The sequence below is a fragment of the Paraburkholderia sp. NPDC080076 genome, assembly GCF_050281145.1.
Lineage (GTDB): Bacteria > Pseudomonadota > Gammaproteobacteria > Burkholderiales > Burkholderiaceae > Paraburkholderia.
On sequence record NZ_JBNNWQ010000004.1, the window covers coordinates 179,239 to 204,935 of the forward strand.

The 25,697-nt window shown below is 63.8% G+C and carries 16 protein-coding genes and 1 tRNA gene; 5 read left to right on the forward strand and 12 right to left on the reverse strand.

What is annotated here, in order from left to right; all coding sequences use genetic code 11:
- Nucleotides 1-8 precede the first annotated feature (8 nt).
- Entirely contained in the window at nucleotides 9-2,117 is a 2,109-nt protein-coding gene (locus ACQKRQ_RS17835; RefSeq protein WP_427478505.1) for a M3 family metallopeptidase, read from the forward strand.
- A gap of 105 nt (nucleotides 2,118-2,222) precedes the next feature.
- Here the strand turns inward: ACQKRQ_RS17835 and ACQKRQ_RS17840 are convergent, their stop codons facing one another.
- Nucleotides 2,223-3,515, reverse strand: coding sequence for an amidohydrolase family protein (locus ACQKRQ_RS17840; protein WP_427478507.1), 1,293 nt, complete (start codon nucleotides 3,513-3,515; stop codon nucleotides 2,223-2,225).
- Between the two features lie 211 nt (nucleotides 3,516-3,726).
- On the opposite strand from ACQKRQ_RS17840, the gene ACQKRQ_RS17845 reads away from it, so the two are divergent.
- Nucleotides 3,727-4,425 carry an aspartate/glutamate racemase family protein gene (locus tag ACQKRQ_RS17845; RefSeq protein ID WP_427478509.1) on the forward strand — a complete coding sequence of 233 codons (699 nt, stop codon included), beginning with the start codon at nucleotides 3,727-3,729 and terminating at the stop codon, nucleotides 4,423-4,425.
- 96 nt (nucleotides 4,426-4,521) lie between these two features.
- On the opposite strand, the gene ACQKRQ_RS17850 is transcribed toward ACQKRQ_RS17845, so the two are convergent.
- Nucleotides 4,522-4,598 (reverse strand) — tRNA-Met (locus ACQKRQ_RS17850).
- Nucleotides 4,599-4,687: 89 nt separating this feature from the next.
- Nucleotides 4,688-4,975 carry a hypothetical protein gene (locus ACQKRQ_RS17855; protein WP_106279408.1) on the reverse strand — a complete coding sequence of 96 codons (288 nt, stop codon included), beginning with the start codon at nucleotides 4,973-4,975 and terminating at the stop codon, nucleotides 4,688-4,690.
- Between the two features lie 170 nt (nucleotides 4,976-5,145).
- On the opposite strand from ACQKRQ_RS17855, the gene xth reads away from it, so the two are divergent.
- Complete coding sequence (gene xth / locus ACQKRQ_RS17860) at nucleotides 5,146-5,922, forward strand: exodeoxyribonuclease III (RefSeq protein ID WP_427478511.1); 777 nt, start codon at nucleotides 5,146-5,148, stop codon at nucleotides 5,920-5,922.
- 15 nt (nucleotides 5,923-5,937) lie between these two features.
- On the opposite strand, the gene ACQKRQ_RS17865 is transcribed toward xth, so the two are convergent.
- From ACQKRQ_RS17865 to glnA, 4 genes are all read right to left on the reverse strand, one after another.
- The gene (locus ACQKRQ_RS17865) at nucleotides 5,938-8,034 is read right to left on the reverse strand and encodes a prolyl oligopeptidase family serine peptidase (RefSeq protein ID WP_427478513.1); all 2,097 of its coding nucleotides are present in this window, start codon (nucleotides 8,032-8,034) and stop codon (nucleotides 5,938-5,940) included.
- A gap of 113 nt (nucleotides 8,035-8,147) precedes the next feature.
- Complete coding sequence (ntrC, locus tag ACQKRQ_RS17870; RefSeq protein WP_132373809.1) at nucleotides 8,148-9,662, reverse strand: nitrogen regulation protein NR(I); 1,515 nt, start codon at nucleotides 9,660-9,662, stop codon at nucleotides 8,148-8,150.
- Nucleotides 9,663-9,776: 114 nt separating this feature from the next.
- A complete protein-coding gene (gene glnL, locus ACQKRQ_RS17875; protein WP_342960366.1) occupies nucleotides 9,777-10,919 on the reverse strand; it encodes a nitrogen regulation protein NR(II) in 1,143 nt (380 codons plus the stop codon).
- Between the two features lie 195 nt (nucleotides 10,920-11,114).
- Nucleotides 11,115-12,530 (reverse strand): type I glutamate--ammonia ligase, encoded by a 1,416-nt coding sequence (gene glnA / locus ACQKRQ_RS17880; protein ID WP_073427532.1) that lies wholly within the window; start codon nucleotides 12,528-12,530, stop codon nucleotides 11,115-11,117.
- A gap of 441 nt (nucleotides 12,531-12,971) precedes the next feature.
- Between glnA and ACQKRQ_RS17885 the strand changes: the two genes are divergently transcribed.
- Nucleotides 12,972-13,436, forward strand: coding sequence for a rhodanese-like domain-containing protein (locus tag ACQKRQ_RS17885; RefSeq protein ID WP_427478516.1), 465 nt, complete (start codon nucleotides 12,972-12,974; stop codon nucleotides 13,434-13,436).
- A 272-nt stretch (nucleotides 13,437-13,708) separates the two neighbouring features.
- On the opposite strand, the gene ACQKRQ_RS17890 is transcribed toward ACQKRQ_RS17885, so the two are convergent.
- From ACQKRQ_RS17890 to ACQKRQ_RS17905, 4 genes are all read right to left on the reverse strand, one after another.
- The gene (locus ACQKRQ_RS17890) at nucleotides 13,709-14,545 is read right to left on the reverse strand and encodes a competence/damage-inducible protein A (protein WP_408175832.1); all 837 of its coding nucleotides are present in this window, start codon (nucleotides 14,543-14,545) and stop codon (nucleotides 13,709-13,711) included.
- Nucleotides 14,546-14,577: 32 nt separating this feature from the next.
- Complete coding sequence (locus ACQKRQ_RS17895) at nucleotides 14,578-15,411, reverse strand: EI24 domain-containing protein (RefSeq protein WP_408255895.1); 834 nt, start codon at nucleotides 15,409-15,411, stop codon at nucleotides 14,578-14,580.
- A 147-nt stretch (nucleotides 15,412-15,558) separates the two neighbouring features.
- Nucleotides 15,559-16,557 carry a sterol desaturase family protein gene (locus tag ACQKRQ_RS17900; RefSeq protein WP_132373806.1) on the reverse strand — a complete coding sequence of 333 codons (999 nt, stop codon included), beginning with the start codon at nucleotides 16,555-16,557 and terminating at the stop codon, nucleotides 15,559-15,561.
- 59 nt (nucleotides 16,558-16,616) lie between these two features.
- Nucleotides 16,617-17,636: a beta-propeller fold lactonase family protein gene (locus ACQKRQ_RS17905; RefSeq protein ID WP_132373805.1), complete on the reverse strand. Its 1,020-nt coding sequence runs from the start codon at nucleotides 17,634-17,636 to the stop codon at nucleotides 16,617-16,619.
- A gap of 588 nt (nucleotides 17,637-18,224) precedes the next feature.
- Between ACQKRQ_RS17905 and ACQKRQ_RS17910 the strand changes: the two genes are divergently transcribed.
- On the forward strand, nucleotides 18,225-20,927 hold the full coding sequence (locus ACQKRQ_RS17910; protein ID WP_427478519.1) for a YadA family autotransporter adhesin: 2,703 nt from the start codon (nucleotides 18,225-18,227) through the stop codon (nucleotides 20,925-20,927).
- Between the two features lie 241 nt (nucleotides 20,928-21,168).
- Here ACQKRQ_RS17910 and hrpA read toward each other — a convergent pair whose 3' ends face one another.
- The gene (gene hrpA, locus ACQKRQ_RS17915; RefSeq protein ID WP_427478521.1) at nucleotides 21,169-25,695 is read right to left on the reverse strand and encodes an ATP-dependent RNA helicase HrpA; all 4,527 of its coding nucleotides are present in this window, start codon (nucleotides 25,693-25,695) and stop codon (nucleotides 21,169-21,171) included.
- Between the last annotated feature and the right edge of the window lie 2 nt (nucleotides 25,696-25,697).

A 25,697-nucleotide genomic window follows, 5' to 3' on the forward strand; every position in this document is an offset into this window, starting at 1 on the left:
GAAGCCTCATGTCCACTACCGCCTCGAATCACGACAATCCGCTCCTCGATTTCTCCGACCTGCCGCGCTTTGGCGAAATCCGCCCCGAACACGTCACGCCAGCCCTCGATGTGCTGCTCGCCGATGCGGCCGCCGCCGTCGAACGCGCTGCCCAGCCGATCACCCCCGCTTCGTGGGCCGACGTGGTCGAACCGGTCGAGCGCGCCACCGAACCGCTGTCGCGCGCCTGGAGCGTGGTCGGCCATCTGAACGCCGTCGCCGATACGCCCGAGTTGCGCGCCGTGTATGGCGAAAATCTGCCGCGCGTCACCGAATTCTGGTCGAGCGTCGGCCAGAATCTCGCGCTGTACGAGAAGTACAAGGCGTTGAACGCGAGCAGCGATTTCGCCTCGCTGACCGACGAGCGTAAGAAGATCCTCGGCAACGCGCTGCGCGATTTCCGCCTGTCCGGCGCGGAATTGCCGGAGGACCAGAAACCGCATTTCGCCGAATTGCAGGAACGCCAGGCGGCGCTCTCGAAAGCGTTTTCCGATCACGTGCTCGATGCGACCAACGCCTATGCCTATCTCGTCGAAGCCGGCGATGAAGCGCAATTGGTCGGCCTGCCCGAAGACGTCGTCGAAGCCGCGAAGGAAGCAGCCGAACGCGAAGGCAAGACCGGCTACAAGTTCACGCTGCACTTCCCGTCGTATTTCCCGGTGATGCAGTACTCGGAAAATCGTCCGATGCGCGAAGCGATGTATCGCGCCTATGTCACGCGTGCTTCGGAACTCGGCCCGCAATACGGCAACGGCAAGCCCGAGTGGGACAACACCGCGGTACTCGCCGACCAGTTGAAACTGCGCGCAGAAGAAGCGCACATGCTCGGCTTCAACAACTTCGCCGAAGTCTCGCTCGCGCCGAAAATGGCCGAGTCGCCCGCTCAGGTGATGAGCTTTCTCGAAGACCTCGCCACGCGTGCGCGTCCGCATGCCGAGCAGGACTGGAAGGAACTGCGCGAATTCGCCGCGAACGAACTCGGCATGAGCGAGTTGCAACCATGGGACATGACGTTTGCCGCGGAGCGTCTGCGTCAGAAGCGCTACTCGTTCTCTGAGAACGAAGTCAAACAGTACTTCCCGGAAGACGCCGTGTTCAAGGGGCTGTTCAAGGTCACTGAAACGCTCTTCGGCGTGCGTATCCGTCGCGACGACGCGGCCGTGTGGCATCCGGACGTGCGCTTCTTCCGCGTCGAGAATCAGGACGGCGGCCTCGTCGCGCAGTTCTACCTCGATCTGTATGCACGCGAAGGCAAACGCGGCGGGGCGTGGATGGACGATGCGCGCGGCCGTCACAAGCACACGCACGGCAGCGTGCAAACGCCGGTCGCGTATCTGACCTGCAACTTCTCGGCGCCGGTCGGCGGCAAGCCCGCCTGCTTCACGCACGACGAAGTCATCACGCTGTTCCACGAGTTCGGCCACGGTCTGCATCACATGCTCACGCGTGTCGATGAACTGGGCGTGTCGGGCATCAACGGTGTCGAGTGGGACGCGGTCGAACTGCCGTCGCAATTCATGGAGAACTTCTGCTGGGAGTGGGACGTGTTGAGCGACATGACGTCGCACGTCGAAACGGCCAAGCCGTTGCCGCGCGATCTGTTCGACAAGATGCTCGCCGCGAAGAACTTCCAGAGCGGATTGGGCACGCTGCGCCAGATCGTGTTCTCGATGTTCGACATGCAACTGCATACCGGCTTCGACGCTTCAGGCACGAAGAACGCCACCGAACTCGCGAACGAAATCAACGAGCGCTTCCATGTCGTGCCGCAGGCGCCGTTCTCGCGTTGGCCGAATACGTTCAGCCATATTTTCGCGGGCGGTTACGCGGCGGGCTACTACAGCTACAAGTGGGCTGAAGTGCTCTCCGCCGATGCTTACGCGGCATTCGAAGAAGCGGCGCAAGCGGCAAGCGGCAGCGTGCTCGATCAGGCGACCGGCATGCGCTATCGCAAGGAGATTCTGGAAGTGGGCGGCAGCCGTCCGGCAATGGAGTCGTTCAAGGCGTTCCGCGGCCGCGAGCCGAATATCGACGCCTTGCTGCGCCACAACGGCATGTCGCCGGGCGCGGCGCATTGATGGGTTGAGGCAAGCGTCGGCGCTTTGCTTCGCGCCGATAAAAAACCGGTGACCTGCGTAAGCAGGCACCGGTTTTTTTGTTTCGCGCGAGGCATCAAGCCGCAATCAATCGCGATGCAATTTGAAGTCCACTTCCGCCGGACGGCCTTCGAGCGACAGCGCCGCGCGCGCAGCCGGCGCGCGGCTCACCACCTTGCCGCGGCTCACTACCGCGAGGCGCGCGGCGCGCAAGCGGATCGCTTCCACCGGATCGCGCGCATCGAGCAGCACCAGATTGGCCGAGCATCCCGGCGCGATGCCGTAGCCTTCCAGACCGAGAATGCGCGCGGCGTTCACCGTCACCGCTTCGAAACAGGCGCGCATGCCGTCGACGCCCGTCATCTGCGCCACATGCAAGCCCATGTGCGCGACTTCGAGCATGTCGCCCGAGCCGAGGCTGTACCACGGGTCCATCACGCAATCGTGGCCGAACGCGACGTTGATGCCGGCCGCCATCATCTCCGGCACGCGCGTCATGCCGCGGCGTTTCGGATACGTGTCGCTGCGCCCTTGCAGCGTGATGTTGATCAGCGGATTCGCGATCGCCGCGACGCCCGACTCGCGCATCAGCGGCAGGAGCTTGCTGACGTAGTAGTTGTCCATGGAATGCATCGAGGTCAGATGCGAGCCGGTGACACGCCCGTGCAAACCGAGCCGGTGCGTTTCGGCCGCGAGCGTCTCGATGTGCCGCGACATCGGATCGTCCGATTCATCGCAATGCATGTCGACGCGCAAGCCCTGCTCCGCCGCGTACTCGCACAAGAGGCGCACCGACTGCGCGCCGTCGGCCATGGTGCGCTCGAAATGCGGAATGCCGCCGACCACGTCCACACCCATCGCGATCGAGCGCTTGAGATTCTCGAACGCGCCCGGGCTGCGCAACACGCCGTCTTGCGGAAAGGCCACCAGCTGCAGATCGAGATACGGTGCGACGCGGCGCTTCACTTCGACCAGCGCCTCGACCGCGAGCAGACGCGGATCGCATACATCCACGTGGCTGCGGATAGCAAGCAGTCCGCGCGCGACGGCCCAATCGCAATACTGCAGCGCCCGCTCGATCAGCGCCTCCTGCGTCAGATGCGGCTTCAGCTCGCCCCATAACGCGATGCCTTCGAGCAGCGTGCCCGACGCGTTCACGCGCGGCAAACCGTACGAGAGCGTCGCGTCCATATGGAAATGCGGATCGACGAACGGCGGTGTGACGAGTGAACCCGCGGCATCGATTTCTTCGCGCGCGCTGGCGGCCAGCTTCGGCTCGACGGCGACGATGCGGCCCGCTTCGATGCCGATGTCGACCGGCTCTTTGTATTGCGGCGCGGCGCCCGGTGGCAGCATCGCGCGGCGGATGATCAGATCCATCTATCGCTCCCTTTGACCCCGTCCTGATTGACTACGATTCTATCGGCGTCAGAAAGCGCGTGGCGGCGTTTTTGTTCGACGCTTTTTTCATCTGGCCGTACCGGCGAGCGGCGCGCGATCCGTACCGGCAGTGCATCGCGCCGCCCGCCTATACTCGCCAGACAGACGGTCGATGCGATGCCGCGCCGTCATCCACTCACGGAGCAAGCACATGAAAACCATCGGCGTGATCGGCGGGATGAGCTGGGAATCGTCCACCGAGTATTACAAGCTGCTCAACCGCCACGCCAAAGCGCGCCTGGGCGGCCACCACAACGCCCGCAGCCTGATGCTCACCGTCGACTTCGCGCCGATCGAAGCGAACCAGCGCGCGGGCGACTGGAACGCGCTCGGCCAGCAGATGGCCGACGCCGCGCGCCAACTCGAACGGGGCGGCGCCGATCTGGTGATGCTTGCGACCAATACGATGCATCGCGTGTATGAATCGATCGAAGCGGCGATCGACGTGCCCTTCCTGCATATCGCCGATCCGACCGGCAGCGCGCTGCGCGCGGCAGGCATCGAGCGAGTGGGCTTGCTGGGCACGCGCTATACGATGGAGCAAGCTTTCTACACGGGACGCCTGCGTGAGCGCTACGGCCTCGACACAGTGATTCCCGATGAAGCCGATCGCGCGGACGTGCACCGCATCATTTACGATGAGTTGTGCCACGGCAAAGTGAACGACGCTTCGCGCGCGGTGTATCAGCGTGTGATCGAAGCGCTGGCCGCGCGTGGCGCGCAGGCGGTGATTCTCGGCTGCACCGAGATCACGTTGCTGATCAAGCCAGAAGATTCCGCGTTGCCCGTGTTCGACACGACCGCGTTGCATGCGCAAGCGGCGGTGGAATGGGCGATTGATTCGGAGTGAAGGTGTCTTGCGCACGCGCTTCAACCCGTATGCGCACGGATGCCGCAGAAGTTAAAAAGCCCGCGTGGCTTGCGCCAGCGGGCTTTCAACAATGCTTGGTTGCGGGGGTAGGATTTGAACCTACGACCTTCGGGTTATGAGCCCGACGAGCTGCCAGACTGCTCCACCCCGCGTCAGAGAAAACGGATTGTATAGAGATGTTCGCAAGACGTCAAACAATCGCGCGAATTATTTCACGCTCGTAAAATCACGCACACGCGACTCACAGATCCTGGACCGTCGCGCCTTCCACCTTACCGTCGATGATGTCCGCGCCGTACTGGCTCGCACTGCGTTTGGCCACGCCGAAATCGGAGAACGTGAGCGGCAGCACGAGACGAAATACGCGGCTCGCCTTCGAGCCGCTGATTGCTCCCGGCCGGCAGACGCGCACCGCGACGTCGTAGCCTTCGGAGTGGCGCTTGTGACCGTCGAACTTGTCGAACGCCCGCGAAAATACCAGCGGATGCACTTCGAAGTCCTTATAAAGGGCTGGGTAAAGTTCGGCCATGATGCCTCCCCGATGCGCAAAAGCGCGAGTGTGAGTGATCCCACTATACGCCGCGACATGACCGGCTCGCGCTTTTATTTTCGGTGCCGCGGCGGGGCCATTTTCACCGTCCGCTCGCCCGCGCGATAAGATGCGGGACTATCGGAATCACGCAAGCTTGTGAGAATGTCATGAAAATCGCCACCTGGAACGTCAACTCCCTCAAAGTCCGCCAACAGCATGTGGTCGACTGGCTCGAAACCAGCGGCACCGATGTACTGTGCCTCCAGGAACTGAAGCTGCCGGACGAAAAATTCCCGCGCGCCGAACTCGAAGAAAAAGGCTACCGCAGCTGGTTCGCCGGCCAGAAGACTTATAACGGCGTCGGCATTCTGGTGCGCGGCGGCCTGACGGTCGACGAAGGCAGCATCGTGCGGAATATTCCGGGCTTTGAAGATCCGCAGCAACGCGTGATTGCCGCGACCATCGAAGGCGTGCGCATCATCTCCGCGTATTTCCCCAACGGCCAGGCGCCGGGCACCGATAAGTTCTCGTACAAACTGCGCTGGCTTGCTGCGCTGCACGACTGGATCGCGAGCGAGATGGCGTCGCATCCGAAGCTCGCGCTGCTAGGCGACTACAACATCGCGCCGGAAGACCGCGACGTGCACGATCCGAAAGCGTGGGAAGGCCAGAATCTGGTGTCGCCCGAAGAACGCGCGGAGTTCGTGCGGCTGATCGAGCTCGGTCTCGTCGATGCATTCCGCCAGTTCGAGCAGCCGGAAAAGATCTACTCGTGGTGGGATTACCGGATGATGGCGTTCCGCCGCAACGCGGGGCTGCGCATCGACCACATCCTGCTGTCGAAGGCGCTGGCTGACGTGTGTTCGTCGTGCGACGTCGACAAGGTGCCGCGCAAGTGGGACCAGCCGTCGGACCACGCGCCGGTCGTCGCGCAGCTCGGCTGATCCTTCCGCACGACGTCAGGCCTGCGTCGACCGGTTCAGCGTACGCCACAGGAACTCGAACACCATCGCATCATGCTCGGCCTGCTCCAGCTCATCGGAGCCGCCGTGCCCGCCTTGCGTGTTCTCCCGATACCAGACGTGGTCGGCACCCAGCGCCTGCATGCGCGCGGCCATCTTGCGCGCGTGGCCGGGATGCACACGGTCGTCGGCCGTCGATGTGGTGAACAGCACAGGCGGATACGCAACGTTCGCCGACACGCGGTGATACGGCGAGTAAGCGGCCAGCATGCCCGCTTCATCGGGTTCGTCGGGATCGCCGTATTCGTCGATCCATGACGCGCCCGCGTGCAGCAGGTGATAGCGGCTCATGTCGAGCAAGGGCACCTCGCACACCACGGCGCCGAACAGCTCGGGCCGCTGCACCATGCACGCCGCCACCAGCAAACCGCCATTGCTGCCACCCTGAATACCGAGTTGCGCGGCGCTCGTCACGCCAGTCTCGATGAGCGCCTCGGCCACCGCGATGAAATCGTCGAATGCGCACTGGCGATGCTCGCCCTGTGCCGCCATATGCCAGCGCGTGCCGAACTCGCCGCCGCCGCGAATATGCGCGACCACGTACACGCCGCCGCGCGCCAGCCAGCCGATGCCCTGCCCCGTCAGATAGCTCGGCAGCAAGGGAATTGCAAAGCCGCCGTAACCGTTGAGCAGGCATGGACGCGCGTGTTGTTGCTCGGCGCGCGGGCCGATCACCGTGTACGGCACGCGCGTGCCGTCCGCGGAAACTGCGTGGCCACGCGTGACGGCGAACTGCGTTGCGTCGAATTGCGTCGGCCAGCGGTCAAGCAACTCCCATTCGCTCAGATCGTCACGGGCGAGATCGGCGAGCCAGTACGCAGGTGGCTGCAGATAGTCGTCGGTATCGACGAACACTTCGTCGTCGAGCGTCGGCTCCACCGGCGAGACGTCGGCTTGCGCATCCTCGCGCGTTGGAAAGACGAGTTGCTGCCAATGCCACGCCTGATCGTCGCCTTGCGACGGCGTCAACACCAAGGTCTTGTTCTGCACGTCCTCCAGGTACGACACGATCAGGTGGTTGCGCGTATGCGTCCACTCACAGGCCGAGGTTTGCGGCGTCGGCGTGAATAGCGACTGCACGTCGCGCTCGCCGCGCAGGAACGCGTCTTCGCGGATCGCCAGCAAGGCGCCGCCCGGATAGTGCATGCCATTACAGTCCCAATCGAGCCGCGGTTCGAGCAACAGCCAGTCTTGCCAGCCGCTCACCGCGACATGCGACGGCACCTCGTAGCGGCGCCAGGCGTCGACGGCACCATCGGCATCATCGAGGTAGTACGTGTGCGAATCGAAAAAATCGACGCTGCTCACTACCGTGTGCCGTTGCTCGACCGGATCGTAGTGCCCCTCCACGCCGATGTCGCCGAACGCGCCCTTGAACACCACCGGCGCGTCGGCGAGCGCGGTGCCGCGCGTCCAGCGTCGCACTTCGCGGGGATAACCGGAGCGCGTCAACGTCTTGCGGCCGTTATCCCAGCCGACGTAAAGCGTGTCGCGATCGATCCACGACGCCGTGTGCTTGCCGGCCTTCGCGATCACGAAGCCGTCGTCGAGAAAACGTCGCGCGTCGATGTCGAACTCGCGCACCACGAGCGCATCCGAACCACCGGGCGACAGTGTGATCAGCGCGCGGTCGCCATCGGGATAGAGAATGTCGAATTCGACACAGACCCAAGGCGTGCCCTCGGCAGCACCGAGCGCGTCGAAGTCGAGCAGGTTCTGCCACTCCGGTTTGCCGCCACGCCATGCCGCCCACGTGGTACGCCGCCAGATGCCCTTGGGATTGCGCTCGTCCTGCCACAGGTCGTAAGCCCACTCCTTCCAGCGATCGGGAATCACCGGACGCTCACGCGGCAGATAGGCGTCGGCAAGCCGTTGCCTGAGCGACTCGAATTCCGCGCTGTTGCACCACGCGGCGCGCGTGCGGGCGTTCTGCTGTTCGACCCACGCGAGCGCGTCAGGGTCGTCGAGCGCTTCGAGCGACAGGAAGGGATCGGGAGAAAGCGGCCAGGAGAAAGGAGCGGGAGAAGCGGGCATCGTCAGCTGTCGAATGAAAACAGCGTCGATTATGCCTTGTGGGAGCCCGTGACTCGTTTTACAGGCGAATGAGCGGAGCGACGCGCGCGCCGCCCCGCTCTACAACGCGATACTCAGGGCTCGAGGTTGAGTTCCTGAATCTTGCGCGTAATCGTGTTACGGCCGATGCCGAGACGCTCCGCCGCTTCGACCTTGCGTCCACGCGTGAAGTCGAGCGCTTCGCGAATCACGGCGGCTTCGAACCGGCGCGCGAGTTCGTCCATGACGTCCGCCGCATTCTCGCGCAACATCCGCGCGACTTCGGTGCGCAAGCCGCCTTCCCAGGCGCTGACGGTGTTCGCGACCGGCATGCCGCCCGCCGCGGCCGGATGCGCCGCGGCGCTCGTGCCGTTGACCGGCACGCCGCCTGCGAGGCCCGCATCTCCCGTTCCGATCGCACCGCCACCGCCGGCCAGATCGGTCACGCCGGCTTGCGCGGGGCCGAGATCAGGCGGCAAGTCCTTGATCTCGATGGTCTGCGCCGGCGCCATCACCGTGAGCCAGTTGGCGAGATTCTCCAACTGACGCACATTGCCCGGAAACGGCAACGACGCGAGATAAGCCAGCGCTTCTTCGGACACGCGCTTCGGCTCGACGCCGAGATCGCGTGCACTCTTTTGCAGGAAGTGCCGCGTGAGCAGCGGAATGTCCTCACTGCGTTCGCGCAAGGCCGGCAAGCGCAGGCGGATCACATTGAGCCGGTGATACAAGTCCTCGCGGAACAGACCCTGACGCACGCGCGATTCGAGATTCTGGTGCGTCGCCGCGATCACGCGCACATTGGCGCGCAACGGATTGTGGCCACCGACGCGATAGAACTGCCCGTCCGACAGCACGCGCAACAGACGCGTCTGCAAATCGAACGGCATGTCGCCGATTTCGTCGAGAAACAGCGTGCCGTTCTCGGCCTGTTCGAAGCGGCCCTGACGCATGGCCTGTGCGCCGGTAAACGCGCCCCGCTCATGGCCGAACAATTCGGATTCCAACAGATCCTTCGGAATCGCCGCGGTGTTCAGCGCGATGAAGGGACCGTTCGCGCGTGGGCTATGTCGGTGCAACGCACGCGCGACCAGTTCCTTCCCGGTGCCTGATTCGCCGGTAATGAGCACGGTTGCCGCGGAATGGGACAAGCGGCCGATCGCGCGGAACATGTCCTGCATCGCCGGCGCCTGGCCGAGCATTTCCGGTGCTTCGGTAACGCGTTCGTCCCACGTCTGTTCGCCGCGCATGCTTTCGTCCACGGCACGGCGAATCAGTTCGACCGCCTTGTCGACGTCAAACGGTTTGGCGAGGTATTCGAACGCGCCGCCCTGGAATGCGGCGACCGCGCTATCCAGATCCGAGAACGCCGTCATGATGATGACGGGCAAGCCCGGCACCTTGTCACGCACGGTTTGCAGCAGTTCGAGGCCGGAGCCGCCGGGCATCCTGATGTCGGACACCAGCACCTGCGGGCTGTCGTGGTCGAGCGCGGCCGACGCCTCGCGCACGTTCGCGAAGCTGCGGGTCGCGAAGTTTTCGCGGGCCAGTGCTTTTTCGAGCACCCAGCGAATCGATTGATCGTCGTCTACTATCCAGATCGGCTTCATATGGGTCGGTCAGAAGTCTCAAGAGTGCCCCCAAACCTGTCGCTTCGCGGCAGGCCCCCCGAAGGGGAGTGAGAAAACGTGGGCGGCCCGGCGTTTTCTCACGAGGCATTGGTGTTAGCAGTCGAGCGGCAGCAGAATCTGAAACTCGGTGTGGCCCGGGCGGCTATCCACTTCGATCAAACCGTCGTGCTGTTGCACGAAAGTCTGCGCGAGCGTCAGTCCGAGACCACTACCGTCCTCGCGCCCCGACACGAGCGGATAGAAAATGCGGTCACGGATTTCTTCGGGAATGCCTGGGCCGTTGTCAGTGATATGCAAGTCCAGTGCCAGCTTACATAAGCGTTTCGACACCGTAATCTTGCGCGCAATGCGAGTGCGCAATTCGATCCGCGCATCGCCTTGAGAAATACGTTCGCGCAACGCTTCAGCCGCGTTGCGCACGATGTTCAGGAGCGCCTGGATCAACTGCTCCTTATCGCCGCGCAGATCCGGCACGCTCACGTCGTAATCGCGTTCGATGGTGAGGCCGCGCGGAAACTCCGCGAGAATCACCTGGCGCACGCGCTCGCACACTTCGTGGATATTCACGTCGCCGACGATATGCGGATGGCGGTGCGGCTCGAGCAGCCGGTCGACCAGCGTTTGCAGCCGGTCCGATTCCTTGATGATGACCTGCGTGTACTCGCGCAACTCGTCGCGCTGACGCTCGCCGAGTTCGAACTCGAGCAGTTGCGCCGCGCCGCGAATCCCGCCGAGCGGATTCTTGATCTCGTGCGCGAGATTGCGGATCAGTTGCTTGTTGACCGCCGTGAGGTCGTTGATGCGCTCCTCGCGGTCGGTGCGTAAATGCCGCTCGTTTTCGAACAGTTCGAGCAGCACATAGTCTTGCGCGCCTTCCAGGAAACCGACGATCGCATGCACATGCAGCGGCTCGTGGCCCGGACGTTCGAGCACGGCGTCAAGATGGGTCGCGTGAAAACGGTGGGCGGCGATCGCGGAAATGGTCGCGACCAGTTCGTCGGCATTCGAGAAGATGTCCGGCCATGCCATCTGCGTCAGTTGCCGGCGCGAGAGGTCCAGCATCGACTCCGCCGACGGGTTCGCAAACGCGACGCGCAGCGTGCGCTTTTCGAGCACCAGCACGACCGTCGGCAACGCCTCGAAGCCCGGCAGTAAACCGGAACTGACGAGCTGAGCGTCGTCCGAAAGCGCCTGCTCGTGCCCTTTCCTTGCCTTGATCAGATTCTTGAGAACCATCTTGCAGTCTGGCCGATAGGAGATGGTGATAAACCGGTGATGCGCTTTTTTGTGTTGCTCTTTGCCCATTGCCCGCGAGCCGCAAACGTTGTGCGCGGTCTAACGAAAAAGGGACGGCGCCGCCGTCCCTTCGTGACCGATCGCGAGCGTCGGGCAAAGCACTTCGCCGTGTGAAGGGCGAAGCGCCATTGCCGCTTACAGCGAGTAGTACATTTCGAATTCGATCGGGTGCACCGACTGACGATAGCGTTGCAGCTCGCCCGTCTTCAGTTCGATGTACGCGTCGAGCATCGAATCCGTGAACACGCCACCGCGCGTCAGGAATTCGCGGTCAGCGTCCAGCGCGTCCAGCGCCTGGTCGAGGCCGGCGCACACGGTCGGGATCTTTGCATCCTCTTCCGGCGGCAGGTCGTACAGGTTCTTGTCGGCAGCTTCGCCCGGGTGAATCTTGTTCTGCACGCCGTCCAGACCCGCCATCATCAGCGCGGAGAAGCACAGGTACGGATTCGCCATCGGATCCGGGAAGCGCGTTTCGATACGGCGGCCCTTCGGGTTCGACACGTGCGGAATACGGATGGATGCCGAACGGTTGCGAGCCGAGTAAGCCAGCTTGACCGGTGCTTCGAAGTGCGGCACGAGGCGCTTGTACGAGTTCGTCGACGGGTTCGTGATCGCGTTCAGCGCGCGAGCATGCTTGATGATGCCGCCGATGTAGAACAGCGCGAATTCCGACAGACCTGCGTAACCGTTGCCTGCGAACAGGTTCGTGCCGTCTTTCCAGATCGACTGGTGAACGTGCATGCCCGAACCGTTATCGCCGACCACCGGCTTCGGCATGAACGTTGCCGTCTTGCCGTACGTGTGCGCGACGTTGTGGATGATGTACTTCATTTGCTGCAGCCAGTCGGCGCGTTGCACCAGCGTCGAGAACTTGGTGCCGATCTCGTTCTGGCCTTGGCCCGCGACTTCGTGGTGGTGCACTTCGACCGGAATGCCGATCTGTTCGAGCAACAGACACATTTCCGAACGGATGTCCTGGAACGTGTCGACCGGTGCGACCGGGAAATAGCCGCCCTTCGTGCCCGGACGGTGGCCGGTGTTGCCGCCTTCGAATTCCTTCGCCGACGACCACGGTGCTTCTTCCGAACCGATCTTGATGAAGCAGCCCGATTGATCCGTGTTCCACTGGACCGAATCGAAAATGAAGAATTCCGGTTCCGGGCCGAAGAATGCCGTGTCGCCGAGGCCCGTGCTCTTCAGGTAGGCTTCAGCGCGCTTTGCCAGCGAGCGCGGGTCGCGCTCGTAGCCCTTGCCGTCCGCCGGTTCGACGACGTCGCAGGTCAGCACGAGGGTGGATTCTTCGTAGAACGGGTCGATGAAGGCCGTGTTCGCATCCGGGACCAGCAACATGTCCGAGGCTTCGATGCCCTTCCAGCCGGCAATCGAAGAACCGTCAAACGCATGGCCGCTTTCGAACTTGTCTTCATCGAATGCCGACACCGGCACCGAAACGTGTTGCTCTTTGCCGCGCGTGTCGGTGAAACGAAAGTCGACAAACTTGACGTCTTCGTCTTTGACGAGTTGCACGACGTCGGCCACGGATTTACTCATAACCTTTTCTCCTGATTAACGAATTCGGCGGATTCAGCCGCCGCCCAATCTAGCTGACCCGTCCCGGCGCGTCCACCCTCAATCGTTGAGGAGGAACATAAAGGTCTGCCTGGACAAATCGATCGGCACCAATAAAGCAGCTTCTGTGCCACGTATGCGCCAACCCGGAGCAGAACCACGGTGCGCGCGCGTTTGCGGGGAATGGGCGCACCGAACGGCATGCAGCCCCGAAATCTTTGGACGATATGTCGCACCAAATACGTGCATTCGCCAAATCGGCAACGGCCAACATTTCTATTTTGGTGCATTTCACCAAACTTGCACCATGTTTGCGCATTCGCCGGACCGCGGCGCACGCCCGTTCGCGGCTGCTCGCGCCACACGTGCGCGCCTCGCGCCGCGCGCTAGAATGATCATTTGGTCCGAAGGAGATTTGCGCTCATGAGCACGCTCGAACAGTTGTACGCCAGCGCGGACAAACGCCGCACCGAGAATCAGTTGCCGTACGCGGGCGCGATATCGCCCGCCGAAGCGTTCGAACTGCTGCAGCTCGATCCGCGCACGCGTCTCGTGGATGTGCGCACCCGCGCCGAACTCGATTGGGTCGGCCGGCCGGTGATCGGCGACGGACAATACGCGCACGTGGAATGGACGCGCTATCCGGGCGCGGTGCCGAATCAGGAATTTCTCGCGGCGTTGAAGCAGGTCGCCACGCCGGATACGCCCGTGCTGTTCCTGTGCCGCAGCGCCGCGCGCTCGAAGCTCGCCGCGATCGCCGCCACCCAGGCCGGTTTCACGAAGGCGTATGACCTGCTGGAAGGCTTCGAAGGCGACAAGGACGGCCAAGGGCATCGGAAGACGGTGTCGGGCTGGTGCTTTCGCGGGTTGCCGTGGATCGGCGCGTGAGTGCGGCGGTTGTGCGGCGCGCGGTTACCTTGCGGTCGCCTTGCGGTTGCCTGATCGCTGCGCGAGCGCTGCGTGATATTTGCTTGTCGCCGCGGCTCGTGGACGCCGCCTCAAAACCGCCCATTAAGGCGCGCACGTGAGGACAGGCACATCGTCGGCGCCGAATGTGACAGGCCGATGATCCGCCTCTGCCGCGCTCGGAATCGGCGACGAGCGCGATGAAAAACGGGCGCCGCAGCGCCCGAACCCAGGATAAACGTGCGCCGCGCGAATCAGCCGCGCGGCTTCGCCGCCGCAGCCGCCGCCTCGGGCTCGACGATATCGCCGCCCAGCAGGTGCACGCCTTCCCGCAGCTTGACGAAGGCCGCCGCCACCGCTTCGGGCTCGCCCTTCACGCCCAGATCGATGTGATGCCGCGCGTACACGCCACCGCGTTCCGCATCGCCCACGCTCGGCAGACTGAAGACCCGCACGCCCGGAAAATCGCGTTCGATCTTTTCCATCAGCGGCGTGAGGCGCGACTCCGGCAACTCGAACACCAGCAGCGACTTCTCAGCGTGCGGCATGGCGTGATGCAGATGCGCGTATTGCGTATCCAGCACCCACTCGATCATCGGCCACGCCATCACCGGGAAACCCGGCACGAAGTGATGCTGCCTGATCGAAAAGCCCGGAATCTTGTTGTAGCCGTTCGGAATGATCGACGCGCCCTGCGGATACGTGCCCATATTCAGGCGATGCCGGTTCTCCGGCGACTCCAGATCGAGCGGCGTGGCCGCGTTCGCCGGATGCATGTCGCGGATGCGCTCCTGAATCAGCTTCGCGGCTTCCGGATGCAGTTCGAGCGGCACGCCGAGCGCGGCCGCCGCGCATTGGCGCGTGTGGTCGTCTGGCGTCGCGCCGATGCCGCCCGTGGAGAACACGATGTCGCCCGAGGCGAACGTGCGCCGCAGCGTCGCGGTGATGCGCTCCGGATCGTCGCCGATATACTCCGCCCAGCCGAGCGACAGCCCACGCGCGCCCAGCAATTCGATGACCTTCGGCAGATGCTTGTCGATACGCCTGCCCGACAGGATTTCATCGCCGATGATGATGACGCCAAATGCCATTGCCGCCTCTTTTTCGCTTAGTCAGTAATTCATCAGTAGGGAACCGGCGCCGCGTGCCGCACGCCGCCGTGCTCATCCGCGCGCATGCGTTGCAGCGCGCGCAAACAGTAGTAGCCGAACCATAACGCCGAGAACACGAGGATGAACGCATAGATCCAGATCGTCACGGCCGTGACCACCGGGAACAGCACGATCAGCCAGACCGACGACGCCCACAACAGCGTAGGCAGCGAACCCAGCAAGCCGCTCGCGATGCCGATCAACAGCAACGGCAAACGGAAACGCCGCACCAGCGCGCGCCGCTCGTCACGTGTGGCATGCAGCGCGAGCGCGTCGTAGCTCATCACACGATACGTCAGCCAGCCCCACAGCAGCGGCGGAATCAGCGCGAAGAACGGCGGCACGAGCCAGAGCGGCAACGTGACGATCAGCAGCACCAGACACACCAGCGTGGTCCACAGCGCCTGTCCGAGGCTACCGTACCACGTTCCGCCGCGGCGCATTTCCAGGCTCGGGAATTGCCGTGCCGACAGGAAGCGGATTACCGCGGGCATCGACAGCGTGGCGATCAGCAGCAGCACCGTGACGACGATCAGCGGAATCGTCATCGCGATCACCATAAACGGCGCGATCGCCGCATGCAGCGCTGAAAAACCGAGCCAGTCGAACAGATGATAAAGCGTGAGCGTGAACGACCAGCCTTCGAGCCAGCTGCGCGTCGCACCGATCAGCGTCTGCCAGGAAAACCACAGGATCACGCCCCACCCGACCGTTGCCGCGAGAAACGGCATGAAGGTCAGCCAGAGCATGCGCGGGTGGAGCGCGCTTGTCAGCGCGCGCCCGAACGAGCGCAACAGATCATTCATGCGAGCCAGTGCCGGTGAGCGAAACGATGGAATGGAGTGAAGCGCGCGACAAACCCGCCGGGCAGCCCGGCGAAGGATCGCAAACGTGAACAGGATAAACCACGTGACGCGCCGCCGGGGAAACCGGCGGCGTGGGAGGAAGCGCGCTCAAACGGCGGCGGCGTCGTTGCTTTCGGTGCGGCGTTTCGGCGAAAGACGCCCGGCGATACGCACGAAAGCAAGCCAGTGCTGCGCCCAGAAACCGTCGCCGTAACGGCGGCCTTCGAGTTGATCGCTGATGCCGGTCGGCTCCATTTCCCGGCTCCAGGACACGCTGCGGAACAGCATGTCCCACCACGGAAACAGCACACCGAAGTTGCAACCGTATTTCAGCCCTTCGTGGCCATAACCAATGGCGTGGTGACGGCGATGGAAGGTCGGGCTGACCAGCAGGCGCTCGCCCAGCCAACCGAAGTACAGGCGGATGTTCGCGTGCTGGACACTCTGCGCGAGATTCGTGATGGCGACCAGCACGACGAACTGCGACGGCGGCACGCCGATCACCAGCGCGATCACCGCGAAGAACGAGGCTTGCAGCAGATCGTCGAGCAGATGGTTGCGGTCGTCGGACCAGAGCGACATCTGCTGCTGGCTGTGATGCACCGCGTGCAGTTCCCACCACACGCCGATCCGATGTTCCCAGCGGTGATACCAGTAACCGGCGAAATCAAGCACCAGCAGATACATCACGAACGTGACGAGCGGCTGCGTGGTCACGCCCGGCCACAGATTGTCGAACTCGATATTCGAAATGTTGTGCAGTCGCAGCCACGCCTGCACGGTGTCGAAGAATGGCTGGAGCGCGAAGAAAAAGAACAGGTTCAGAATGCCGAGCTTGGCGATCCACGTGTAGATCACGTCGACGCGCACCGCCTTGCGGGTCTCCCACTTCTCTACCGGACGCAGCGCTTCGAGCGGGCGCAGAACCGCGTACATGGCCAGCACTTCGACGACGCCCACGATCACCCAATACAGGCTGTCGTAGGTGTCTTCGTCGTAATCCATCAGATCGAAGCGGAACAGTAGCGGCTGCACCACGTCGACGTACAACAACGTCTGCACGGCGGAGACGAAGTTGTCGAGGGAAGAAAAAATCAGATGGAACATGGTGCTGGTCTGGTTACTTCATCCGTGACGGTTCGCGTGGTGCGGCATGGGCCCCTGCATCAAGCGCCGTTCGGCGCCGTGACCGGCGCGCGATTGAAGAAATAGATGCCGTGCGGCGAACGGCCGACAGCGATCGTCTGGATCAGCTTACGCGTTGTCAGGTCGATGATGCCGACGTGCTTCGCGAAGCGGAACGTAACCCACAGATAGCGTTTGTCGGCGGAAAGTTCCATGTCGTCCGGTCCCGGCATCAAACCGGTGATGTCGCCGACGTTGGTGAGCGTGTCCTCGTCGATGATGCTGATCGTGCTCGCCACGCGGTTCGACACCGCGACGTGCTTGCCGTCGGCCAGCGAACGGAAGTTGTGCGCGCCGTTGCCGGTGTGGATCGTCTTGACGATCTTCTGGTTGCGCCAGTCGACCACCGCGACGTAGTCCGCGCCGGTCATGCCGACCAGCAGGTATTTCTCGCCCGGCGTCATCCACAGGCCCGCCGGCACCTTGCCAACCTTCATCTTCCACTTGACGGTTTGCGTGGCCAGGTCGATCGCGGCCAGTTCGCCCGACACCTGCAGCGTGACGAATACCGTCTTGCTGTCGTTCGTGAACGCCATGTGGCTCGGCATGACCGCGAGCGGCAAGCGCGAGGCCAGCGTCATCTGGTTCTTCTGGCCGTCGTAGTGATAGATGTCCAGACGGTCCAGACGCAGGCCGGTGGTAACCAGCCATTTGCGGTCAGGCGAAAAGCCGATCTGGTACGGATCTTCGATGTTCTCGACCCAGCGCTGCACCTGCCCCGTTTTCGGGTCGACGAACATCAGATTGTTCGACACCGAATTCGCGACGATCAACGACGAATTGTCCGGCGTGGCCATCAGGTGGTGCGGTTCCTTGCCCGTGGGCACCGTGCCGACGACCTGGCGGGTCGCTTCGTCGATCAGGCTCAGCGTGGCTTCGCCGGAATTGAGCACGATCACGTTGTTGGCGTGGGCCGCCGGAGAAAAAAAGCCTGTGGCGGCGACCAGCAGCGCGCCCGCAGCGACCGTGGCAGTCAAGCCGGGAAGAAAAAATTTACGCATGAAAACTCACTTCGGAGAACAACCATCATTGTAGAACGTTTGCCGGGGCCAGCGGTTGACGCAGATCGGTCTGCGGGGCAGGAGAAATGAGGGCGCGATGTCTCTAGCAACGCGCGACGAGCGGCCCGACACGACACGTGACCGCGTCTTTCTTGAAGCGCCAAAAATGCATTTCCCGCCTGACAATGTGGAGTCTCATCAATCATACGTAAAACAGGAGAATTTTCTTAGATTAAGTCAATCATTGTCATACTAGGTTCTGAATATTCCTATTTAACGCTGCTCGAATATCAGACAAGCGACGCATACCGATATAAAACGATTTTTCCGCATTGCCTGCAGATTTAACTGATATCCCGCCCTGCCCGCCAAATCGGACAATTCTGCCGTCTCATCGCCCACCCACTCATCCTGTGGATGCACGGGCATGACGCGGTGTTCTTCAGTAAAAAGGAACGAAGGGTTGATCTAGCAATACCAGGCCCGCAGACCTTTATATTTTACGCAATTTATCAGGGCGATGAATGCATACGGATCACCCGCGCTCATGCGCCGCGCTCCCACGCACTGCCGCGGAGTTTTAAAACGATGAATAGCAATAAATCACTGGTTTGGTGTGAAGCGGCGCAAACGTTGCTGGCAGCGCCAGCGACGGCAAGATCAAATGCAAAGCGCAAGAAGGCGATCGCGCACGCGGTGCTGGTTTTGGCGGCATTCGCGGGTGGCGCACCGGTGACACAGGCCGCCACCTTCGTAGACACGAACGCTGATTCGCCAGGAAACGATATCGCCCCCTATGCTGGTGGCCTAGGCGCGATTGCGATCGGCATCGGCGCAAAGGCAGCGGGTCCCTACGCGACTGCGACGGGCTTCCAGGCGAGCGCGCAAGGCAGCCTGTCGATCGCAAACGGCGTGCAGGCGAACGCGCAGGGCGACAAGTCGATTGCAATGGGCGTGCAGGCGACAACTGCAACACCTGCCACCAACGGAATCGCGATCGGCAATCAGGCTCTCGTCAGCGGCTTGGGCGCGATGGCATTGGGAGCATCCGCGCGGGCGACCGGCATCAATGCCGCGGCTATTGGCTACGGCGCGATGGCCGCAGCGACCGGCGCCGTGGCGTTCGGCAACAACGCGGCGGCCACAGTTGCCAACAGCGTCGCATTGGGCGCGAATTCCACCACCACCGCCGACCTGTCCAAGGCAGCGTTTGCACCGGCTGGCTTGGGCGCAACCGGGATCGCGGCCGCGAGCGCGGCGGGCGAAGTCTCGCTCGGTTCAGCGAGCCAGGAACGCCGCCTGACGAACGTGGCAGCGGGCGCGGCTGCGACCGATGCCGTCAACGTGAGCCAGTTGAGTTCGGTCGACGGCAAGGTCGACGCCATTGCGCAAAGCGACACGCAGCACTATTTCAAGGCCAATGGCCTCGCCGACGGCTCCGACGACGCCGTGGCAAGCGGCACGCACGCTGTCGCGGCAGGCGCAGGCGCAAGCGCGACGGGTGCCGATACGGTTGCGCTGGGCGCGAGCGCCACAGCCGGCGGTGTCGGTTCTATCGCCCTGGGCGCGAGTGCCGTCGCCAGCGCCGCGTACTCCACCTCGATCGGCGAGTCCTCCGTTGCCACCGTCGCCGATGCGACGACGATCGGCGCCTACTCGAGCGCAACGGGCGTCGGCAGTGTCGCGCTCGGTTACATGGCCACAGCAAGCGGGGCCAACTCTGTGGCGCTGGGCCAAGGATCGGTTGCCGAGCGCGCGAGTACGGTATCGGTAGGTTCGGCGGGTCACGAACGCCAGATCACGAACGTCGCGGCCGGCACCGCCGACACCGACGCCGTCAACGTCGGCCAGCTCAAGGTTGCCATTACTGCTAGTGCCGTCACGTACGACGAGAATGCGGACGACACCGTCAACACGAAAAGCGTCACGCTGGCGGGTCCAAACTCCACTGACGGCGGCGTGACCGGCGGCACGACAATCACCAACGTGCATCAAGGCGCAGTGTCCGCGAGCAGCACCGATGCCGTGAACGGCGCCCAGCTCTATGCCATCACTGGCGACAACAGCGATACCTACATCCAGCAGAACGGCAACGGCGTCAAGTACGTTCGCACCAACGATGACTCGCTGACACCGGACGACGCTCACGCCACTGCCACGGGCGCTTCGGCGATTGGCTACAACGCCCGGGCGGACGGCGAGAACTCGGTCGCACTTGGCCGCGGCGCTCATGCGGAAACTGCCAACTCCGTCGCACTCGGCCAAGGCTCGGTCGCGGACCGGGCGAACAGCGTGTCCGTCGGCGCAGCGGGCCAGGAACGCCAGATCACGAACGTCGCGGCCGGCACCGCCGACACCGACGCCGTCAACGTCGCGCAGTTGAAAGCCGTGAGCGACCAAGGCGCCGCCAATGCCGCGAAGCTCGACGGTGCGGTCATGTATGACCAGAACGCCGACGGCACCATCAACAAGAACAGCGTCACACTCGGCGGCGACGCGGCGAACGGCGGCACGGTCATCCACAACGTCGCGGCAGGCGTGGACGCAACCGACGCGGTCAACGTCGCTCAACTGAACGCCGCCATCGACGGCGCCGTCAGCAACGTCGTGGTCAATACCGCCAATCCGTTCTTCAGCGCGGAAGGCAACCGCGATAGCGAAGGCGCCGTGTCCTCCGGCACCCACTCCGTCGCCGCGGGCGCCAGTGCGCAGGCCACCGGCGCCAACGCAGTCGCGATCGGCGCGAATTCGCTGGCGAGCGGCGCAAACGCCACGTCACTCGGCGCAAGCTCCGTCGCCAGCGGCGCCAACGCCACCGCGCTCGGCGCAGCCGCAAACGCCAGCGCTGACAATTCCGTCGCATTAGGCCAAGGCTCGATCGCGGACCGGGCGAACAGCGTATCCGTCGGCGCAGCGGGCCAGCAACGCCAGATCACCAACGTCGCAGCCGGCGTGCAAGGCACCGATGCCGTCAACGTCAACCAGTTGCAGCAAAGCGTCAGCGGAGCCGTGAGCCAGGCGAACAGCTATACGGACGACCAGATCCGCTCAGCCCGTCGCGACAGCTACGGCGGCACGGCATCCGCGATGGCAATTGCCGGTCTGCCGCAGGCAGTCCTGCCGGGTCACGGCATGGTCGCAATGGCCGGTGGCACGTACGCCGGCCAGTCGGCGTTGGCCATCGGCGTATCGCAGCTTTCGGAAACGGGTAAGTGGGTCTACAAGTTGCAAGGCACCACGGATTCGCGCGGCCAATTCGGCGCGTCGATCGGCGCCGGAATGCACTGGTAGGCGGAACTGGCAGGGCAGGCCGGGCCAAGCCGAGTCACGAGCAATCGCCTGGCCATCGACGTTGCAGGTGCGACGAGCGCGGGACCGACAAAAACCCCGCGCCGTTCTGCGCGCGCCGTCATTCCCACAAGGCATGGCGGCGCGCGCGTTTTTTATCCGTGCCGCGAAAGGCAGCCGGGCCATAACCGAAGCCACTCGCATGAGGCGGCAGCGCACAGCGCGCCCTCGCCCCTCACGTCGATCAGCGCTGCATCGACTCCCACACCTTGTAAAGCCGCTTCACCGAAACGGGCATCGGCGTACGCAACTCCTGCGCAAACAGCGAGATCCGCAACTCCTCCAGCAGCCAGCGGAACTCCGACAAGCGCGGATCGAGCACGCCGCCGCGTTGCGCCACCGCGCGCTGATAGTTCTGCAGCAGCGGCTGGAATTCGGCGAACTGCCGCGCGTCGCGCGCGGGGTCCGCCTTCAGCTTGTCGATGCGCAGCGCGATCCCTTTCAGATAGCGCGGGAAATGCGCCAGTTGCGCGTATGGCGTGTCGACCACGAAGCGCTTGCCGATCAGTCCGTCTAGCTGGTTCTGCAGATCGGCGTGCGCCGCCGTGAACGACTTTGCCTGCACCAGCTTCTTCGCGACCGTCGCGTATTCGCTCAGAATCTGCCCGACCAGCCGGGCAATTTCCTGAGCGAGTAACGTCAGGCGGCTACGGCCTTCGTCGCGGCGCGTGTGGAAACTGGCGTCGTCGTCGGGCAACGGGTCTTGCAGACAGGCGCGGTCGAGCGCGGTGTCGATCAGTTGGTCGCGCAACTCTTCCTGCGTGCCGCGCGGCATGAACTGCATCGCCATTTCGCGCAAGCCCGGCAGATTCTTTTCCAGATACTTGATCGGCTCCTTCAGCTGCAACGCGAATAGCCGGCGCAATCCCGCGCGATGAATCCGCGCGGCTTCGTCCGGTGAATCGAACACTTCGACGTCGCAATGCATGCCGCGATCCACCAGCGCCGGATAACCAAACAGCGTCTGCCCGCCCCGGCGGATTTCGAGCAACTCGGGGAGCTTGCCGAAGTTCCACGTCGTCAGCTTTTCATACAGCGCCGTGCCTTGAGTGCCGGCTTGCGGCGCGGTCTGTGGACCTGGGGCGGCAGCGCCCTTGCCTCGCTGCGCCGCTCCACCGGCCGCACCGGACGCTTGCGACGGCGTCGCGACGCCGCCGCCGCCCGCGTCCGCCAACGCTGCGCCCGCCGCACTCGACGCGATCTTCTGGAAATGCTGCTGCGCCTGGCCGCCGAGTTCGGCGCGCAGTTGCGACAGATTGCGGCCCATCGCAAGCTGACGCCCATGCTCGTCGACGACCTTGAAGTTCATGAACAGATGCGGCGGCAAGGTCTCGAGCTTGAAGTCCGACTGCTTCATCGCGACCTGGGTCTGCTCGCGAATATCGGCGATCAGCGACTCGAGCAAACCGCCCGCGCCGAAACGCGGACCGCTATGCCGGTCGACGAAACCCGCCGCGTACTCGGGCAGCGGCACGCAATGACGGCGCAGCTTCTGTGGCAAGGACTTCAAGAGCAGTTGCGTCTTCTCTTTCAGCATGCCGGGCACGAGCCATTCGCAGCGCCGCGCGTCGACCTGATTCAGCGCATACAGCGGCACCGCGAGCGTCACGCCGTCGCGCGGCGAACCCGGCTCGAAGTGATAGGTAAGCGCCATTTCGACGCCCGCCATCGTCATCCGTTTCGGGAACAGATCGGTGGTCACGCCGGCGGCTTCGTGCCGCATCAAATCATCACGCGACAGATACAGCAGGCGCAGCTTGTCTTCCGGCTGGCCGCTCTTTTTCACCTCGTCGCGATACCAGCGTTCGAACGACGCGCCGGTGTAAATGCCCTTCGGCAGCGCCTGATCGTAGTAGGCAAAAATCAGCTCGTCGTCGACCAGCACGTCCTGGCGGCGCGACTTGTGTTCGAGCTGCTCGATATCGGCGAGCAGCTTGCGGTTGTGAGCGAAGAACGCGAGCTTCGTATCGAACTCGCCTTCCACCAGCGCGCCGCGAATGAACAGCTCGCGGGCGCGCGCCGGATCCTGTTTGCCGAAGCTCACGCGCCGCCGGTGGTAGATCGGCAGGCCGTATAGCACGGCGCGTTCGAACGCCGAGACCTGCGCCGCGCGCTTTTCCCAATGCGGCTCGGAAAGCGACTTCTTCAGCAGATGCGCGCCGATCTTCTCGATCCACTCCGGCTCGATCTTCGCGATGCAACGCGCGTACAGGCGGCTCGTCTCGACCAGTTCGGCGGCCATCGCCCACTTGCCGGCTTTCTTCACCAGCACCGAGCCCGGCCACAAATAGAACTTGATGCCGCGCGCGCCGAGGTAATACGGCTCGTCGTCGGCCTTGAGACCGATGTTGCCGAGCAAGCCCGTCAGCAGCGCAAGATGGATCTGCTCGAAAGTCGCTTCCGCTTCGTTCAACCGCCAGCCGTGCTCGCGCACCACCGTCAGCAGTTGCGAGTGCACGTCGCGCCATTCGCGCAGGCGCAGTTGCGACAGGAAGTTCTTGCGGCACTCCTCGTGCAGCTGCTTGTTCGACTTCTTGTGCGCAATCGCTTCTTCGAACCAATTCCAGATTTTCAGCCACTGCAGGAATTCGGAGCGCTCGTCGGCAAAACGGCGATGCGCCTGATCGGCCTGCTCCTGCGCTTCGATCGGCCGGTCGCGCGGATCCTGCACGGACAAGGCGCTCGCGATGATCAGCACTTGCTTGAGCGCCTGCTGGTCGCGCGCGGCCAGAATCATCCGTCCGACGCGCGGGTCGAGCGGCAGGCGTGCGAGTTCGCGGCCGAGCGGCGTGAGCTGATTGTCGTCGTCGACGGCGCCCAGTTCGTTGAGCAGCTGATAGCCGTCGGCGATCGCGCGGCCCGGCGGCGGCTCGATGAACGGGAAGGTCTCGATCGCCGTCAGATGCAGCGACTTCATGCGCAGAATCACCGACGCCAGCGACGAGCGCAGAATTTCCGGATCGGTAAAACGCACGCGGCCCTGGTAGTCGCTTTCCTCGTACAGGCGAATGCAGATGCCATCGGCGACGCGGCCGCAACGCCCGGCCCGCTGATTCGCGGCGGCCTGCGAAATCGATTCGACCTGCAACTGCTCGACCTTGTTGCGATACGAGTAGCGCTTTACGCGCGCGAGGCCGGTGTCGACCACGTAGCGAATGCCCGGCACCGTCAGCGAGGTTTCGGCGACGTTGGTGGCCAGCACGATCCGGCGCGCGTTCGAGGTGCGGAACACGCGCTCCTGTTCGGCCGCGGAAAGACGCGCGAACAGCGGCAGGATTTCCGTGTGCGGCGGATGGTGCTTGCGCAGCGCCTCGGCGGCGTCGCGGATTTCGCGCTCGCCGGGCAGGAACACGAGCACGTCGCCGGGGCCTTCGCGGCAGAGTTCGTCGACGGCGTCGACGATCGCGTCCATCAGATCGCGATCGGTTTCGCGCTGGCTTTTCGGCCGGTCGCCACGCGGCGCGGACGACGCATTGCCTTCCGCGGCCTTCACGGCGGGGCTGTCTTCCGCGACCGGCCGGTAGCGCACCTCGACCGGATAAAGCCGCCCGCTCACCTCGATCACCGGCGCGGGCTTTTCTTCGCTCCCGAAGTGGCGCGCGAAACGGTCCGCGTCGATCGTCGCCGAGGTCACGATCAGCTTCAGATCGGGGCGCTTGACGAGAATTTCCTTCAGGTAGCCGAGCAGAAAGTCGATGTTCAGGCTGCGCTCGTGCGCCTCGTCGATGATCAGCGTGTCGTATGCTTTCAGCAGAGGATCGGTCTGCGTTTCGGCGAGCAGGATACCGTCGGTCATCAGCTTGACGGAGGCGCCCGGCGACAGATTGTCGGTGAAGCGCACCTTGTAGCCGACCACTTCGCCGAACGGCGTGCCGAGTTCCTCGGCGATGCGGCGGCCCGTCGCCGACGCGGCGATCCGGCGCGGCTGCGTGTGGCCGATCAGACCGGAGCCGCCCGCGCCGAGCCCGCGCCCGAGTTCGAGGCAGATTTTGGGCAGCTGGGTGGTTTTACCGGAGCCCGTCTCGCCACAGACGATCACCACCTGATTCTGGGCGATGGCTTTGGCGATTTCCTCGCGACGGCCCGACACGGGCAGCGCTTCAGGATAGGTGATCGGCGGAATCGGATTGGGCTCGACCACACGTGGAGCGCGCGGCGGCCGTGCTTCGCGCGGCGGCTGCTGCTCGCGGCGGCCGGCGCTGCGCTCGGCTTCGCTCGCCGCTGGCGATTTTTGCGCGGGCGCGCCGCCGGACTCGCGGCGCGGCTCCGCGCCTTGCGCCGACGCGTGCCGCGGCTGCTCGCCACGACCGCCGCCTTTCTGCTGATTCGCGCCCGGCACATTCGCGGGCTGAGCACGCCGCTCGCCACTTCGCTGCGTCTGCTGGCCGTGCGGCGCATTCTGTTTCTGCGGACGCCCCGGGTTGTGGCCCGGGCCTCGACCTTCCTTGCCGTGAGGCGGCTGCGACTCGCCACTTCCGGCGTGTTTCGCCACGTCGTCACTTTCCTGACCGCGGGCTTCACGGCCCGGATTATTTCTCTGCGCCGACGCCTGCGCATTTTCCGCGGCGCGCCGCGGCTCGCGCGCCGTGTGCGGCGCGTTGCGTTCGGCGTCCTGCGCATCGCGGCGCTTCGCGTCGCCGGCCTTCACCTGATCGGCGGCCGACGCCGGATTCTCGTTCGCCGCAGCGGGACTTTTGGGTACATTCGACATGG

Coding starts and splice junctions, on each gene's coding strand:
- ACQKRQ_RS17900 (WP_132373806.1), bottom strand. CDS start 16,557: ATGTTCCATCTGATTTTTTCTTCCCTCGACAACTTCGTCTCCGCCGTG.
- ACQKRQ_RS17855 (WP_106279408.1), bottom strand. CDS start 4,975: ATGGCCGAACTTTACCCAGCCCTTTATAAGGACTTCGAAGTGCATCCG.
- ACQKRQ_RS17845 (WP_427478509.1), top strand. CDS start 3,727: ATGAAAACCATCGGCGTGATCGGCGGGATGAGCTGGGAATCGTCCACC.
- glnA (WP_073427532.1), bottom strand. CDS start 12,530: ATGAGTAAATCCGTGGCCGACGTCGTGCAACTCGTCAAAGACGAAGAC.
- glnL (WP_342960366.1), bottom strand. CDS start 10,919: ATGGTTCTCAAGAATCTGATCAAGGCAAGGAAAGGGCACGAGCAGGCG.
- ACQKRQ_RS17885 (WP_427478516.1), top strand. CDS start 12,972: ATGAGCACGCTCGAACAGTTGTACGCCAGCGCGGACAAACGCCGCACC.
- ACQKRQ_RS17895 (WP_408255895.1), bottom strand. CDS start 15,411: ATGAATGATCTGTTGCGCTCGTTCGGGCGCGCGCTGACAAGCGCGCTC.
- ACQKRQ_RS17835 (WP_427478505.1), top strand. CDS start 9: ATGTCCACTACCGCCTCGAATCACGACAATCCGCTCCTCGATTTCTCC.
- hrpA (WP_427478521.1), bottom strand. CDS start 25,695: ATGTCGAATGTACCCAAAAGTCCCGCTGCGGCGAACGAGAATCCGGCG.
- ACQKRQ_RS17865 (WP_427478513.1), bottom strand. CDS start 8,034: ATGCCCGCTTCTCCCGCTCCTTTCTCCTGGCCGCTTTCTCCCGATCCC.
- ACQKRQ_RS17910 (WP_427478519.1), top strand. CDS start 18,225: ATGAATAGCAATAAATCACTGGTTTGGTGTGAAGCGGCGCAAACGTTG.
- ACQKRQ_RS17905 (WP_132373805.1), bottom strand. CDS start 17,636: ATGCGTAAATTTTTTCTTCCCGGCTTGACTGCCACGGTCGCTGCGGGC.
- ntrC (WP_132373809.1), bottom strand. CDS start 9,662: ATGAAGCCGATCTGGATAGTAGACGACGATCAATCGATTCGCTGGGTG.
- ACQKRQ_RS17890 (WP_408175832.1), bottom strand. CDS start 14,545: ATGGCATTTGGCGTCATCATCATCGGCGATGAAATCCTGTCGGGCAGG.
- xth (WP_427478511.1), top strand. CDS start 5,146: ATGAAAATCGCCACCTGGAACGTCAACTCCCTCAAAGTCCGCCAACAG.
- ACQKRQ_RS17840 (WP_427478507.1), bottom strand. CDS start 3,515: ATGGATCTGATCATCCGCCGCGCGATGCTGCCACCGGGCGCCGCGCCG.